Below are 16160 nucleotides of genomic sequence, written 5' to 3'. Positions count from 1 at the left end.
GCCCGCCATAGACGCCGGCGGCCGGCCGCTCGACGCGCTTGAAGTGCAGCATCATCTCGATGTTGTCGTGCATTTGCTGCGCCGTCGGCTGGTTGGCGAGCTGGCCGTCGGCATAGCGTACCAGCCAGTTGGCGGCGAGGTCGGCGCAGAGCACGGTGCAGAAAGACGAGTTGAAGCCGACGAAGCCGAGCTCGGGCAGATCAGGGTTGGCGATCAGGCGGTAGAGCCGGTACTGGCCGTCGGCATCGACCAGCTTCTGCTTGTAAGCCGCGGGCAGGAACGGCACGCCGAGCTTGTAGCCGATCGCGAGCACCGCGACGTCGGCGCTCACGCGCTCGCCGCCGTTCATCACGATGCTGTCGCCGTCGTAATGGTCGAAGGTGCCGAACACCGCCTTGATGCGGCCGTCGGCGACCATCGGATAGAAGCCCGGCGTTGCGATCGGCACCGAGCAGTTGACGCCGTCCTCGATCCGCTCCTTCGGCACCATCTTGCAGCGGCCGAGCTTGAGCTGCGCCTTGAGCAGGCTCTCCAGCCCGCGCCAGTTCGCCCACACCAGCGGCGCGGCGATGCGGTGCGCGAGCCGCGTCATCGCGCCGATGCCCCAGCCCGGAAACATCTCCTCCTGCGCGCGGATGTAGAGGATGCGCTTGAAGTTCACGAGCCCGCCGATGAAATAGGGGATGCGCCAGACCGGCTCGCGCATCACGATGGTGACCTCGCGCGCGCCCGATTTCACCGCGTTCACGGCGATGTCGGTCGCCGATTTCGAGCCGCCGAGCACGACGATTCGGCGTCCTTTCGCCAGCGTGGGATCGCCGTATTTCGACGAATGCAGGATCTGGCCGCCCTGGGCGAGGAATTCATCCTGGCCAGGGCAATGCAGCTCGCGCGGCTCGTTGAACTGTCCGGTGCAGACCGCGACGAAATCGAAATCCTCGCTCGTGCTCGTGCCGTGCTTGTCCTTCAGCGCGAGCGTCCAGCCGGGCTTGCCGTCGGCGCGGCGCGCCATGCCGGCGACCTCGGTGCCAAGGCGCAGCATGCGGTCGAGACCAAAACTCCTGGCGTAGTCGGCGAGATAGGCGTGGACCTGCGGCCCGGTTGGCCATTCCGGATAGGCCTCCGGCATGGCGCGGTCGGTGTAGCGGTAGAGTTCTTTCGGGCTCTGCGTCTGCACGTCGGGATAGGAGCGCGCCGGCTCCCAGACGCCGCCGAGATCGGCGCTGCGCTCGACGATGGTGACGCGGTGGCCACGGCTGGAGAACGCCTTGGCGGCAGCAAGGCCGGAGACGCCGGCGCCGATCACGCAGATATGCTTGGGGCTGACCATGGATTTGCTCGCAAACGATGGGTTTTCCGCGCGCAAGCGGCCTCATTCGGCCGCAAGGCGCGGCCGGCGGACCTGCAAGCAGATGAAAGTGGACGAGGGGGCGCGCCTAGTCGTTGGCCTCGGGCGGCAGGAAGTCGACCTCATGCAGCGCCGAGATGCGCACGACTTCGGCAGGGTCCGTCAGATTGTGCAGCTGGTTGAACAGCGCCTCCAGCTTCTGCATCGGCGAGACCCAGAACAGCGCGCGGCACGGCTTGTCGGACTTGTTGAAATAGCCGTGCGGAATGCCGCGGGGCATGCGCACGAGGTCGCCGGCATGGGCCTTGACCCATTTGCCGTCGAGCTTGAGGTCGAGCGTGCCCTCCTGCACCAGGATGAATTCGTCCTGGGTCGGATGGATGTGCACCGGCACGAACTGGCCGGGATCGCTGTTGGTCTCGAACGCGAAGGTGGAGTCGGTGACGGCCTTGGGGAAGTAGACCTGGCCCAGAATGTTCCAGCTCTTGCCGCCGTACCCTGTGCCGCTAGCGGTAATGCCCTTTTCGAGTGCAGTCATGGCGCGCTCCTGTTGGATTCCGGCGGGAATGGAGCTTCAGCCAGCGGTGGGGTGCCTGTCTATCCGCTAAACGAATCCGCGAACGCCTGTTGCCATGCAGCATGACGATTTCGCCGGCGCTGCCCTTTTCGCGTCCGGGGAACTATTATAGGCTTAAAGCAATTCCCTGACGCGAAGCGTGGTCGACCATGTCCGCAGCCGTGCTGGAAATGAGCGCAAGGGCGCCCGCGGCCGAACGGCTCGCGGACTTCGCCCGCGTCACCACTGACGATGTCGACGAAGCGGCCGAACAGATCGGGCGCATCTTCTGCCCGCACGATCTCAAGCCGGCACGGCTGCGCGCCTCCGGCTTCTCCGCCCGGCACAATTGCGCCGATTTCGACGGCTTTTCCATCAATTACGTCGCCTATGGCGGATCGGTCGGCATCGACCCCGGCTGCCTCGAGCGCTTCTTCCTGGTGCAGGTCCCGCTCACGGGCACGGCCTACATTCGCGCCGGCACGACCGAGCTCGACGCCGCGCCGGAGCGGACGGCGTCGCTGCTGTCGCCGACGATTCCGACCCGGATGATGTGGCGCGACTGCGCGCAGGCGATCCTGCTGTTTGACCGCCGCATGGTCGAGCAGCGCGCCGCGGCGCTGTCGGGCAGGGTCTCCGGGACGGTCGAGTTCGATCCCGTGATCGATTTGGACGCGCCGACCGGGCGGGCGCTGCGGACCAGCCTGGCCGAGCTGATGATACTCGCCGAGCGTCTCGGTCCCTCCCGCCGGCTGTCACCGGTCGCGATGGCCGATTGGCGGGAGCTGCTGCTCGATCACCTGCTCAATGGCCAGCGCCATGGCCTGTCGGATGCGATTCAGAACTTCTCCGGCCAGGCCGAGCGTCTGCCGCGCGCGCTCCGCGCTGCGCGCGACCACCTGGCGGACAATGCCGGCGAGCCGCTCGACCTTGTGCAGCTCGCCTGCGCCTCCGGCATCGGCATCCGCGCGCTCCAGCTCGGCTTCCGCCGTCACTTCGGCCTGTCGATCTCGCGGATGCTGCTCGACATGCGCCTCGCCGGTCTGCACGCCCGCCTGGCGCAGGCCGCGCCCGATGCCTCCATCACCGACATCGCCTTCGATCTCGGCTTTACCCATCTCAGCCGCATGGCCGGCGCCTATCGCGAAAAATTCGGCGAGACGCCGTCGGCGACGCTGCGGCGAAGGATGAGCTAGCGCGAGAGAGCTAATTCCGTGGCCGCGTTCTGCCGTTGTCTTCCGCCGCCTGTTTGCGCAGGAACGCCTCGACATCGGCCTGCACCGAATAGGGCGTCGGGATCGCGTCGCCGGCGGAATCGACGGCGGTGTCGAGGCAGCGGCGCAGCATGCGTGCGAGCTCGGCCTTGCGATAGGGCTTTCTCAGCAGCGGCGCGCCCATCGTCGCGCGCCCCTGTGAGTGCAGCGAATCGTAGGCGTAGCCCGACGTGAACAGAACCCGCAGGGAAGGGCGCGCCGCCGCCATCTGCTCGGCGAGCTCGCGTCCGTTCATGCCGCCGGCCATCACGATGTCGGTGAAGAGCAGGTCGAACGGCTTGCCTTCGGCCGCAATCGCAAGCGCCTCGGTCGCATTGGCGGCTGGGATGACCTTGTAGCCGAGTCCTTCGAGCTGAACCGTGACGTATTGGCGGACGTCGCGGTCGTCTTCGACGCAGAGGACGGTTTCCTTGCCCCCGATGATCTTGCGGTCGTCATAGCCGGTCGGGCGCAGCGCGCTCGCCTCCGCCTTCGGCAAATAGAGCGTGAAGATCGTGCCGCGGCCTTCTTCGGAGGCGACCTTGATGCCGCCGCCGGACTGCTTGACGAAGCCGAACACCATGCTGAGCCCGAGTCCGGTGCCCTTGCCGACCTCCTTGGTGGAGAAGAACGGATCGAAGATCCGCTCCAGGATGGCCTGCGGAATGCCGGTGCCGGTGTCGGCGATCTCGATCTCGACATAGTCACCCGCATAGCCGGCGCCGACCGCGACCGCCTCGCGCACGCCGAACACGACGTTGCGCGTCGTCAGCGTCAGCCTGCCGCCGTCCAGCATGGCATCGCGCGCGTTGATCGCGAGGTTGAGCAGTGCCGAGCTCAGCTGGCCGCGGTCGGCGTAGGCGAGCCAGACGTTGCGGTCGAGCCGGGTGACGATCTCGATCTTCTTGTCGAAGGTCGCCAGCAGCAGCTTGGCGAGCTCTTCCAGCAGCTCGTTGACGTCGATCTCGGCCGGCTGCAGCGCCTGCTTGCGGGCAAAGGACAACAGGCTCGACGTCAGCGCGGCGCCGCGATCGGCGGCCTCGCTGATCAGCTTGGTGATGGTCGCAAGCGGCGGGTTGTCCCTGACGGCGTCGGCGAGGATCTCGATCGTGCCTGTGATCACCGTGAGCATGTTGTTGAATTCGTGCGCGATGCCGCCGGTGAGCTGCCCGACCGCTTCCATCTTCTGCGACTGCACCAGCTGCTCCTCGGCGGCGCGCTTCTGGGTGATGTCCCTGACGAAGGTGTTGACGATGGCGCGTCCGCCCAGCCGCATGACCGTGCTGGAGGCCTCGGCCAGGATCCGGTCACCGTTCCGGTGGATCAGGGCGAGCTCGAAGCGCAAGCCGGACGGGGTGTCCGACAATTCCGGCACCAGCCGCGCCATGCGCTGCCTGAAGGCGGCGCGCAGCGGCTCGGCGACGATGAGATCGACGACGTCGGCGCCGAGCGCCTCCTGGCGCGTCCATCCGGTCAGGGCCTCAGCCTGAAAGCTCCACTCCAGCACGGCGCCGCTGTCGTCGATCTGAATGAAGGCATCGAGCGCGGTCTTGATGACGGCTTGTGTCATCTGTGCGCTGTCGCTGCGCGCCCGCGCCAGCTCGGTCGATTGCGTGGCGGCGCGCTTGTCCTCCGATCTCTCGATCGCGCGGGCGCAGAGGCGAACCATCAGCGCCGCAACGGCAGCGCTTGCCATTAGGGCAACAAGCTGGGGAATGCCGAAGCCGGCTCCGGCCATGGCATAGGAGGCGAGGAGGGCCGCCGCGGTCACCACGACCTGTGCGGCCATCGCGAGTGTCAGAAGCCCCCTGAGTTTCATGGTCTCCCACCAAAGAAGACTACCGCATCGGCCGCCCGGTCCCGGGTGCCGCTTTGATGTGAGCTACAGACTCCGCGCGGCGGCGTCGAGGGGCAATTTGCGGTGGTGTCGGCCGCCAGCCTTTCTCCGGCCTCAACCTGCGGGCGAATCGCATGGCGAGGAGGCGCGCATACAAGCAATGCGATTGACAGCTGTATTCAGTCATGTTCGTTCGAACTGAACTCCAGGAGTGCCCATGTCCCCGCCGCTCAACCGGATCAACAGCGACGAACGCCTGCCGCAGCAGGTCGATGTCGTCGTCATCGGCGGCGGCGTCATCGGCGTCTCCGCGGCCTATCATCTGGCGAAGAAGGGCCTCTCGGTCGCTCTCGTCGAGAAGGGCCATGTCGGCGGCGAGCAGTCGAGCCGTAATTGGGGCTGGTGCCGCCAGCAAGGCCGCGCGCGCGAGGAGATTCCGCTCGCCCGTGAAGCGTTGAGGCTCTGGGAGGACATGCAGAACGACGCCGGCGTCGATGCCGGCTTCCGCCGCACCGGCGTGCTGTTCCTGACCAAGAGCAAGGACGAGCTTGCGAGCTGGGAGCGCTGGGCCGCGGTCGCGCGCGAGATGCAGGTCCACTCCACCGTCCTGACGCCGGCGGAGGTCGCCGAGCGCATGCCGGGCAATACCGACACCTGGGTCGGCGGCCTGCACACGCCGAGCGACGGTCGCGCCGAGCCGTCGATGGCGGTGCCCGCGCTCGCCACCGCCGCGCGAAAACACGGCGTCACCATCCATCAGGGCTGCGCCGCGCGCGGGCTGGAGACGACGGGCGGGCGGGTCAGCGCCGTCGTCACCGAGAAGGGCACCATTCGCACGCAATCCGTGCTGCTGTCGGGCGGCGCGTGGTCGTCGCTGTTCTGCCGCCGTCACGGCATCGAGCTGCCGATCGGTCTCGTCAACGCGACGGCCTGCCGGACCACGCCGGGACCGGAGATCACCTCGGGCGCGCTGGGCACCGATCTCTACTGCGTCCGCCGCCGCCTTGACGGCGGCTTTACGCTGGCGTTGCGCAACCGCGGCACGGTGGAGCTGTCGCCCGATTTGTTCCGCTATGCGCGCACCTTCTGGCCGATCTATCTGCATCGCAAGAACGGACTGAAGCTGTCGCTCGGCAAGTCCTTCTTCGACCAGATCGTGCGCGGCACCAGCTGGAGCTTTGACAAGCCGTCGCCATTCGAGACTGAGCGCGTGCGCGATCCCGAGCCCGACATGTCGCTGGTGAATGCTGCGCTCGCTTCATTGATCAAGGCCAACCCTGAACTCAAGGATGTCGAGATCGCGGAAGCCTGGGGCGGCACCATCGACTGCACGCCCGACACGATCCCGGTGATCTCGCCGGTCGACGCGCTGCCGGGCTTCTTCCTCGCCACCGGATTCTCCGGCCACGGCTTTGGCATCGGCCCCGCCGCCGGCAAGCTCGCCGCCGACATCGTGACCGGCACCACGCCGCTGGTCGATCCCGTGGCCTACAGCCACAAGCGCATGATCGACGGCCGCCGGCTCGCGCCGGTCAGCCCGTTTTGAGGGCTCGCATGACGGTTCTCTACAAGGCCAACATGGTTCGCGGCGCCGAGTGGGCGCGCTTCTTCGCGGAGCGCGCACCCGACGTCCCATTCCGGCTCTGGCCTGACATCGGCGATCCCGCTGATATCCGATATCTCGTGGCGTGGGTGCCGCCCGACGACATCGCGGCGACGTTCCCCAATCTCGAGCTGGTCTTCTCGGTCGGCGCGGGCGTCGATCAGTTCGATGCCACCAAAGTCCCGGCGCACATTCCACTGATCCGCATGCTGGAGCCCGGCATCGCCGAGACCATGGTGGAGTACGTCACGATGGCTGTGCTCGATCTGCATCGCGACCTCCTGCATTTCATCAATCAGCAGAAGCAGCAGGTCTGGCGCGAGATCCGGATCACGCCGGCGAAACGGCGGCGTGTCGGCGTGATGGGACTTGGCCAGCTCGGCCAGGCCGTGCTCGAACGGCTCAAGGCGTTCGGCTTTCCGCTGTCGGGGTGGAATCGCTCGGCGCGGAAGATCGACGGCGTGACCTGTTACGCGGGTGCTGACACCTTGCCGGATTTCCTCGCACAGAGCGACATCCTCGTCTGCCTGCTGCCGCTGACCGACGAGACGCGCGGCATCCTCAACGCGGATTTGTTCGCACGCCTGCCGCGCGGTGCGTCCCTCGTCAATGTCGGACGTGGCCCGCATCTCATTGAGGCCGATTTTCTTGCGGCGCTCGACAGCGGCGCGCTGTCCGGCGCGGTGCTCGATGTCACCGAGCCCGAGCCGCTGCCTGAGGGACATCCGTTCTGGCGCCATCCCCGCATCCTGCTGACGCCGCACAATGCCAGCATGACGACGCCGGACACGGCTGTCGATTTCGTGCTCGATGTCATCGACCGTCACCGCCGCGGCGAGGAGTTGCCGGGGCGTGTCGATCGCAGCCGCGGTTACTGAGGTGAATGGGAACACCAGCAGCCCCGGGCTCCTCTTACCTCTCATGCTCGAGGGACGATGGATTCCCGTCGTCTCCTTCGACGTCGCTTGAGGCGAGGATGAGGATCTGTCCTCCTGAAATTGTGACTGGATGGAGCGACAGGGAACTGCGGTATGTGAATTGCCTCATATTCCATCACTCTCTTTTCCAGCTATCACTCCCGCAAGAAATTGTCGCACCCGGCGCCAACTGACAGACACGGGTGAGAGACAATGCCTGCGAAGCCGCGTGCTCGCAGCTTTGGATTGGCTCTCGTCTTGGTCACGAGCAAGCCAACCCCATCACTCAGCAAAGATCTTTCAGAAATTGGAAGCAAGGACATCGCGAAACGCGTCCACGCAGCTCCTATTCGGGGTCGGCCGGTAGGCTGCTACTTAGTAAGGAGTACCCAATGAAGACGAGCAACGCAGCACCCAGCGCATTTTCCCTGACAAGGTACGCCGGCAATCTTCGGATCGCCCGTTCCAGTCTGATCAGGTCGGCCCATCTTCTTGAAAGAATTGGGCTTGCAGCCGTCGGGGCCTCCTGCGGCCTCTATGTGGGTGCGGCCCTATTGCGTCAGAAGGGCGGACTTTTTGAAAGCGGCTGGATTGTGCTGCTGACGGTGCTCTACGGCGCTCTCAGCTATTATGTCGGAATTGATTTGTCCCGGTCGATCGCTCGGAGGTCGATTTCGAGTACCTCCGAAGAATACGATGGCTCCGAGATGGTTGAGATCATGAGTGCGGCCGGAACGTTCGGCGCAGCGATTGCAGCAGCCCTGTCCGTCAGCATCCTTGTCCTTGATCAAAACCTCCCCAACGGCCTGGTAGCCTTCGTCGCCGGCTGCTGGGTGGTTGGCTCTTCGCTTCAAGTTGCGGCGGGAGCGATGGCGCGTAACTGCGAAGTGCCCGACAACAAGGACTAAAGATAATTGTGCTCACGGAAAAACGTCTGCTTGGCGTCGTGACGTGGGCACAGGCCCGGTACCGGGATCAGGCTTAAGGCCTGAAAGCGAGTGACTGACGACTCATCGCAACTTCTGTCGTCCAATGCGGCGTGCAGACGATTTTTGGTAGCGCCGCCGCTCGCATCAAACAATGTCCCAGCGTGGAAGCGGTATCGGTACCAAGCAACCTAAGTTATCGCGCAACAAACAAGACGTGCCATCATGGTGAGGTTGGGATATTGTCCCTGCGCGCCGTGGTCCAAAATTCTGCTCACCGCCAACCACACGATCGGTGAAGCCAATGCAGATTGCGGAGTGGCTCGAGAAGCTGGGGCTTGGGCAATACGCAGAGCGTTTTGTCCAAAATGGGATCGACATGGGCGTCCTTCCCGAGCTGATGGTCGAGGACTTCGACAAGCTCGGAGTCCTGCTCGGGCATCGCCGCAAAATGCTGCGTGCGATTGCCGACCTTGATCCAGCCGCGTTGATCGCATCGCCGGCGCCTCCTCACGACGCCGAGCGTCGCCACCTCACTGTCATGTTTTGCGATCTGGTCGGCTCGACTGCGCTCTCGGCGCGTCTCGATCCCGAGGATATGTGGGAAGTGATCCGGGCCTATCGCGCCGCCTGCGCGAGCGTCGTTGCTGCTTATGACGGCAGGATAGCCAGGTTCGTCGGTGACGGAATACTCGTCTATTTCGGCTATCCGCGCGCCCACGAAGATGATGCGGAGCGCGCAGTGCGGGCCGGCCTGGACACCATCTCCGCGGTTCGCCAGCTCAAGATGGGCGCCGACGAACGGGTTGAACTGCGGATCGCAATTGCGACCGGTCTTGTGGTGGTCGGCGACCTCATCAGCGGAGATGCGTCAGAGGAGCGCGCAACCGTCGGCGATACACCAAACCTCGCTGCCCGGCTCCAGAGCCTGGCGGAGCCGGGAGCGGTCGTCGTTGCCTCGTCGACGCGCCGGCTGCTCGGTGATCTCTTCACGTTTCGCAACCTCGGCCGCCGCGAGGTCAAGGGGATATCCGAACCCATCGCGGTCTGGGCGGTCGAGGGAGCGCCCGCATCGGAAAGTCGCTTCGAGGCGGTCCACGCGGCGCGCTCGATCGGCTTTGTCGGCCGCAAGGAGGAGATCGAGCTCACGCTCTCGCGCCAGCGGTTGGCATGGCAGGGGCACGGGCAGATGGTGCTGATTTCCGGCGAAGCCGGCATCGGCAAGTCGCGCATGGTCGCAATGCTGTCCGAAAGCCCCGTGTTGGGGGTGCACCGCCGGGTGCGATATCAGTGCTCGCCGTACCACACCAACAGTGCGCTTCATCCCTTTGTCGCGCAACTCGAGCGCGCTGCCGGCATTTGCTCGCACGACACGCCCGGGCAAAAGCTCGACAAGCTCGAGGCGATGCTGGCGCTTGGAACGCAGCAGGTTGCCCGGGCGACAGCGCTCATTGCGGCACTGCTTTCGATCCCAACCGGCGACCGTTATCCGCCGCTCGGTCTGAGCCCGGCGCAGCTGCGGCGGCAGACCTTTGCCACCCTTCTCGATCAGCTCGAGGGATTGGCGCGAGAGCAGCCCCTGCTGATTGTCTGCGAGGATATGCACTGGGCCGATGCCACGACACTCGAACTGTTCGATCTCGGGGTCGACCGGATCAGGGGGCTGCCGATACTCGTGCTCATGACATCGCGGCCGGAATTCGAGCCCTCCTGGTCGGGCCTTGCCAACGTCAGTCTGTTGCGGCTCGACCGGCTCGACCGGCAGGACACGCGCGCGCTGGTCGAGCAGGTGACCGTTGGTCGCCAGCTGCCACGCGAGATGCTGAAGCAGATCATCGACAGGACGGATGGCGTCCCGCTCTTCGTCGAGGAATTGACCAAGATGGTGCTGGAGTCCGGATGGCTCGTCGAAGGTGCCGGGCGCTATCGCCTCGAAAGTCCGCTCCCGCCGCTGGCTATTCCCGCGACGCTGCAGGATTCGCTGATGGCGCGGCTCGACCGGCTTGCTCCGGTCAAGGAGGTGGCGCAGATAGGCGCCGCCATCGGCCGCGATTTCTCGTACGCGTTGCTGAGATATGTGGCGGGACGCGATGATCTGACGCTGAGCGCTGCGCTTGGGCAACTCGAAGAGGCCGAACTGCTGGTGTGTCGCGGGGCTCCGCCCGAAGCAAGCTATAGTTTCAAGCACGCTCTCGTTCAGGAGGCGGCCTACGAGAGCCTGCTCAAGAGCAAACGGCAGGTGCTTCACACGCGCATCGGTGATGTCCTGCGCGAGAAGTTTCCAGCCGTGGCCGAGACTGAGCCGGAAGTTCTGGCGCACCACTTCACCGAAGCTGGGCTGAACGAGGTCGCCCTCGAGTGGTGGCGCAAGGCGGGCCAGCAGGCGCTGAAACGCTCGGCCTATTCCGAGGCGATTGCGCATCTCGGCAAGGCGATTGCCATTGCCGATGAGTTGCCCGATGAGCCTCGCCGGATGATGAGCAGGCTGCATCTTCAAATCGCCTATGGCCGCGCATTACGGGGCAGCCTCGGCCACAGTGCTCCGGAAACGGTCGCGGCATGGACGCGAGCGCGCCAGTTCGCAGTCGACATCAATGATCCCGTTGAACTTGCGCCGATCCATTCGGGCCTCTTCAATGCCTGCCTGACACACGGCGAGCTCGCTCCGATGCGGGAGCTGGCGGATGCCATCAAGAGCGCGGCCGACCGACGACCGGACTCACCGGTGGCCGCCGTCGTTGCACATTGGACCGGCGGGGTGACCTGTTGGTTCGGGGGCGACTATTTGAACGCGAGGGTGCATCTCGAGCAGGCACTGGACATCTATGGCGCCGAGCCGGATCCAGCGACGTTCAGGGCCTCGGCGCTGGATCTTCCGTTCGTGATCATGAGGTTTCTCGCCTTGGTGCTTTGGCCGCTTGGCAGGATCGCCCGGGCACGCCGCCTCGCCGCCGAAGCGGTGAGTGCTTCCGGAGAAAAACGGGCGCTTTCCCAGGCCAATGCGCTTGTGCATCGAGCCGTCTTCGACGGAGTATGCGGCGGCATGTTGCAGCAAACAGAGACGATCCTGGCGCTCGGTCTCGCGCGCGACCACACGATGCCGCTGTATGTGGCCGCGGGCACCTACCTGAACGGCCTGGCCAAGTGGCGCGACGGCGACCGAGCCACTGGACTTACGGAAATGCGCCGCGGCTGGACCTTGCTACACGAAAATGACTGCTACCTCTGTGAACCGTTTTGGGGGATGCATGTCGCCATGGCGGACGCAGAGTCGGGCCAAGTCGAAACCGGGCTGGAAATCCTGAGCGAATCGATCGCATGGGTGGCGCAATCCGGCCAGCATTGGCTCGATGCCGAGCTGCACCGCGTCTATGGCGAGCTTTTGTTGCGTCAGGATCCTCCAGACGAATCCGGTGCCGAAGATGCCTTCGAGCAAGCGCTGCAAATCGCACGACGCCAGCAGGCGAAGACGTTCGAGTTGCGCAGCGCCCTTGGACTTGCTCGCCTGCACAAGACAAGGGACCGAGCGGGAGCGGTCTCTGAAGTGCTTGCTCCCTTGCTCGCCGAGTTCGATGCGGAGCGAAATCTTCCCGAAGTCGTAGAAGCGAAAGAGCTGCTTGGGAATGGGCGTTAGCCGCGCCGCCATTCGATCGGCGCAAACGCCGCGCCGACTTCAAGCCGGAATGGGTCGATATCTCGATCCTCGACTCGGCAGCCGTAGTTATCCGGTTTTGACACAGCTTAACCTGTTGTGGTGAATGCTAGATATGCTTCTCGTGGTTGCGAAGGCGAGTCTGCCGCGGCGGCGAATCCTGATTTCGGCTGGCGGCAATGTTGTCGGATTGCTCCTTGCCTCAAGGCGCAGACGTCATCCCAGCGCCGGGCCATGCGGCGATAGGCTTGCCTTCGCTGCGGCTGGCGCAGCGACCAAAGCCCATTGGAGATCCAGTCGTGGTTCGTTTGCACGTCGAACGTTTCATTCGTAGCCGGGTTGTTCGTCGAGCCCTGGCGCTCGGGATCATCGCGCTGAGCGGATGGGCCCTGTTGCCGTATGTGACCTACCGAATCGCTCCCTCCGCATTCGTCAATGCCGAGCTCATGCGGGTGACTGCACCCTTCGCGGGTCAGCTCTCGCCTGATCTTCCACGCAAGGGCGAATATTTCCAGCAGAGCCGGGTGGTGCCGATGGTCGGGGCGCGGTCGCCGGATCGCCGGCACCTCATGGACCTCGATCAGCAGCTTGCCATGTCCACCAAACGCGCCGAGCTCGCACGTCGGCAACTCGAGGAAATCGCCGGGCTCGATCGCAAGCTCGGCGAGCGCAGCGAGGACTATCGTTTGGGGATGGTCGCGCGCCTGAACCACGAGATCGGCGAAACGGAAGTTGAAAAAGGCGGCTGTCTCGCCGAGGCGCGGCAGCGGAACGATGTCGCGGGCCGGATGGAGAGGCTCGTGAAGCTCGGCATCAGTTCGCAAATCCGCTCCGGTGAGGCCCAGGCCTCGCAGGAGGCAACCGCAACGCGGTGCCAGATGGCCGATGAACGCCTGCAGCGCCTCAAGACCGAGTTGGGGGCGGCCGAGAAGGGCATTTATCTTCGTGGCGACGCCAATGACGTGCCGTATTCTCAGCAGCAGCGCGAGCGGCTTGTCCTCCGCCGCCAGGAGCTCGAGACAGACCTGTTGCAGAACAGCTCACGTGCCACGCAGCTGGCCGCGGAAATCGCAGAGGAACGCACTCGGCTCGATCGTCTCGATCACTACGATCTGTCCTTGCCCGCAGCCCATGTGGTCTGGTCGGTCGCGGCCAGCCCGGGCTCGATGGTCACGGAAGGGCAATCGGTCTTCGATTTTGCAGATTGCGAACGCCGATTTATCGTTGTTGAACTCCCCGAACGCGATTTCGAGAAGATCAAGGCCGGAGATGCGGCTACCGTGCGCCTGATTGGGAGCCGCGAATGGAAGACCGGCCAGATCCGGCAAGTCCGCGGATCGGCAGCGTACGGCGATGATCGGCTGCTTGCGGCTCGGGTGCCACGGCCCGATCCGGGCAACATTACCGTTGAGATATCGCTTCCGCCCAATGAGACGTCGGCCGACCATAACGGCTCCTGCGATATCGGACGGTTGGCTGAGGTGCGCTTCGAGCGTAGCGCCGACGGCCTGCTACGATTGGTCAGCTCGAAGTTGAAATGGCTGACCGCGCGCCTGGAGCTCGATCATTCGTCCCTGTGAGCGAGATGTTCCATGCAGGCCATGACTCTGCCTCTCTCTCAGCTGTTCGCGCCGATGCTGGGCATCTTTGCGGCGATGTACCTGTTGGCGCCGACCTTTCCAGTCGCGCGCCTTTGGGCGCGTGTCGCGGTCTTTATCGTGGTTTGGCTTGTGGTCGCCCGCTATCTCGAATGGCGTATTTTCACAACCGTGCTGCCGGCAAGCGGGACTTGGTATCAGGTCGGCTGGATCTGGTTCTGTCTCTTCGTCGAGCTTCTGACCTTCACAGATCAGTTCATTCTCTATCTGACTTTCCTTCGCAGGACCGATCGCAGCAGCGAAGCAGATCAGCACGAGCATCGGCTTCGCAGCCTGCCGGATGACGAGCTGCCCTCGGTCGACGTCTTTATTCCGACCTATGACGAGCCATTCGAGGTGCTGGAAAAGACGATCACTGGCGCGCTGTGTCTGGACTATCCAAACTTCCACGTCTGGGTCCTGGATGATGGTCGCAGACCCTGGCTCAAGGAACTCTGCGAACACAAGGGCGCCGGGTATCTCACGCGCGCCGACAACTTGAATGCCAAGGCCGGCAATATCAATCATGCGCTGACGAAGACGAGCGGCGAGTTCTTCGCGATCTTTGACGCGGACTTCGTGCCGCAGCGCAATTTCCTGATGCGGTCGATGGGCTTCTTCGCTGATCCAAAGATCGGAATCGTTCAGATCCCGCACACCTTCTACAATGAGGACCCGATGCAGGCGAATCTTGGCCTGCACAGGGGGCTGCCGGACGAGCAACGGTTCTTCTTCGATTCCATCATGCCAGCGCGCGACGGCTGGGATGGTGCCTTCTGTTGTGGTTCCAACTCCGTCACGCGTCGCGCAGCACTCCGCGCGGTGGGCGATGCCTTGCCGACCCAGTCCATTACGGAAGACATCCTGCTGACGCTGGTCCTGCTGCGCAAGGGGTACGTCACTCGCTATCTACACGAGCCGCTGGCGATTGGACTGGCGCCGGAAAGCCTTGACGCCTTTTTCGTGCAGCGGCAACGCTGGGCGCGTGGCGCGATCCAGACGCTGTATCTCGCCGACGGCCCGCTCGGCCCCGGATTGGGCTTGATGCAACGGCTCCTGTTCTTTCCGACCCATTGGCTCTCATTGGGCCTGCGGGCGCTCACGGTCGTGGTGGTTCCGATCGTGTTCATGTGGACTGGGCTCGCGCCTGTCGTCGACGTTACCCCTGAGTCGGTCTTCTACTACTTATTCCCCGCGATCCTGGCGCTCAACGGCGGCATCTCGTGGTTTGCGCCGCACGCGCATTTTCCGCTCGCCGCTCAGGTGTCGGCGACGATCCAGAGCTTCAAGATTCTGCCGACGGTGCTTGGGACTCTCGTCAAGCCGACGGGACATGCGTTCAGGGTGACGCCCAAGGGAGCTGCCGCGCGGTGCGCAAGCTACGCCGCGGAGATATTCTGGCCGTCAGCGGCCTTGATGGCGTTGACGGTTGTGGGCCTGTTTCTGAACACCATCCCGGAATGGCGGATGATCGATCATCCGGCCGCTCTACCGATGGTCGCCTTCTGGTCGGTGGTGAACATCGTCGTGCTCTTCTTCGTCTGCATGACCTCGCTGCAGGCGCGGATGGGACGCGCCGAAGAGCGTTTCGACTTCGATGAATCAGTCTTGATCGAGACTGGCACCGGCGAGCGGCTTTCCGGGCGCGTGAGCAACATCTCCCTCTCTGGCGCCGGCGTTCTGCTCGGCGCCGGCATTGACTGTCCTCGCGCTGGAGAACCGCTGCGCGTGCACATCGCGCAGGTGGGGTGGATCGACGCGATGGTCGTGCAACAAAGAGGCCATCTCATCGGGCTGCAGTTCCATTTGCCGCAGTCGCTTGAACGAGACCTGCTGATCCGCAAGCTCTTTACCGTCGCCCGTCTGAAGGGGAACGGTGTCATCGCATGCTCCGTGAACAGGGCTATGCTCAAGAACATCTGGTCAATGGCCGCGCCGTTGCCTCACATTGTTACAACTGGCGCGAAGCCCGCATCGCTCTCGCCGACGGTGCGTCTGCCGGCAGAGAGCCTGGTCATTCGGCCTCAACCGCGGATCGACGACTTGGGACATCTTGCCGGAGTTCGAAGCCTGCATCCGACGAGCTTTACTGAACCTGGCTGCGTCTCTTGATCGATCACCGTAGTGATGTTCGCCAGGGGCGTCTGACGCTCTGGGCCTCGGCATTCGTGGCGGTCGCCTGCTTGGCGATTGTCGCAATCAGCGGTTGGCGGGAGTGGTCCTCGCGACAGACGGTGCTGAAGGGCTCCGAAACAGACATGGCCAATCTGGCCCGGTCGGTGACGCAGCACGCGGACGATACGTTCGAACTCGCGGACACCGTTCTCAATGTGTTGGTTGGCCAACTCGAACTCGAGGGAACCAGCCCGGCGGCAATCGCCAAGATTCAGACCTTTCTTTCCCGGCGCAAAGCCGCGAACCGGATCCGCGC

10 protein-coding genes and 1 pseudogene are annotated in these 16160 nt (G+C 64.2%); 8 read left to right on the top strand and 3 right to left on the bottom strand.

Features of this window, described 5'->3' with window-relative positions:
• Both IC66_RS0136210 and IC66_RS0136205 read right to left on the bottom strand, forming a co-directional pair.
• The coding region (locus tag IC66_RS0136210; RefSeq protein ID WP_038950885.1) for a flavin-containing monooxygenase at positions 1-1330 on the bottom strand (1330 nt) is incomplete at its 3' end.
• Positions 1331-1436: 106 nt separating this feature from the next.
• Positions 1437-1886: a cupin domain-containing protein gene (locus IC66_RS0136205; protein WP_028145632.1), complete on the bottom strand. Its 450-nt coding sequence runs from the start codon at positions 1884-1886 to the stop codon at positions 1437-1439.
• Between the two features lie 188 nt (positions 1887-2074).
• Here IC66_RS0136205 and IC66_RS47900 point away from each other — a divergent pair, with 188 nt between their 5' ends.
• Entirely contained in the window at positions 2075-3100 is a 1026-nt protein-coding gene (locus IC66_RS47900; protein ID WP_038950884.1) for an AraC family transcriptional regulator, read from the top strand.
• Positions 3101-3110: 10 nt separating this feature from the next.
• On the opposite strand, the gene IC66_RS0136195 is transcribed toward IC66_RS47900, so the two are convergent.
• Positions 3111-4976: an ATP-binding protein gene (locus IC66_RS0136195; RefSeq protein ID WP_038950883.1), complete on the bottom strand. Its 1866-nt coding sequence runs from the start codon at positions 4974-4976 to the stop codon at positions 3111-3113.
• 235 nt (positions 4977-5211) lie between these two features.
• Between IC66_RS0136195 and IC66_RS0136190 the strand changes: the two genes are divergently transcribed.
• From IC66_RS0136190 to IC66_RS42850, 7 genes and pseudogenes are all read left to right on the top strand, one after another.
• A complete protein-coding gene (locus tag IC66_RS0136190) occupies positions 5212-6540 on the top strand; it encodes an NAD(P)/FAD-dependent oxidoreductase (protein WP_038950882.1) in 1329 nt (442 codons plus the stop codon).
• 8 nt (positions 6541-6548) lie between these two features.
• Positions 6549-7475: a 2-hydroxyacid dehydrogenase gene (locus IC66_RS0136185; protein WP_038950881.1), complete on the top strand. Its 927-nt coding sequence runs from the start codon at positions 6549-6551 to the stop codon at positions 7473-7475.
• Between the two features lie 431 nt (positions 7476-7906).
• Positions 7907-8422, top strand: a complete 516-nt coding sequence (locus tag IC66_RS0136180) for a hypothetical protein (RefSeq protein WP_028145627.1) — start codon at positions 7907-7909, stop codon at positions 8420-8422.
• 322 nt (positions 8423-8744) lie between these two features.
• Positions 8745-12074: an adenylate/guanylate cyclase domain-containing protein gene (locus IC66_RS0136175; RefSeq protein WP_038950880.1), complete on the top strand. Its 3330-nt coding sequence runs from the start codon at positions 8745-8747 to the stop codon at positions 12072-12074.
• A gap of 317 nt (positions 12075-12391) precedes the next feature.
• Positions 12392-13672, top strand: coding sequence for an HlyD family efflux transporter periplasmic adaptor subunit (locus IC66_RS0136170; protein WP_240536535.1), 1281 nt, complete (start codon positions 12392-12394; stop codon positions 13670-13672).
• A gap of 12 nt (positions 13673-13684) precedes the next feature.
• Positions 13685-15841: a glycosyltransferase gene (locus tag IC66_RS0136165; protein ID WP_038950879.1), complete on the top strand. Its 2157-nt coding sequence runs from the start codon at positions 13685-13687 to the stop codon at positions 15839-15841.
• A pseudogene (locus tag IC66_RS42850) lies at positions 15838-16160 on the top strand (diguanylate cyclase); the annotation flags it as partial. The gene IC66_RS0136165 and the pseudogene IC66_RS42850, both read left to right, overlap by 4 nt.

The organism is Bradyrhizobium genomosp. III (assembly GCF_000261705.1).
Classification (GTDB): Bacteria; Pseudomonadota; Alphaproteobacteria; order Rhizobiales; family Xanthobacteraceae; genus Bradyrhizobium; species Bradyrhizobium ottawaense.
This window is presented reverse-complemented; position numbering and strand designations above follow the sequence as displayed.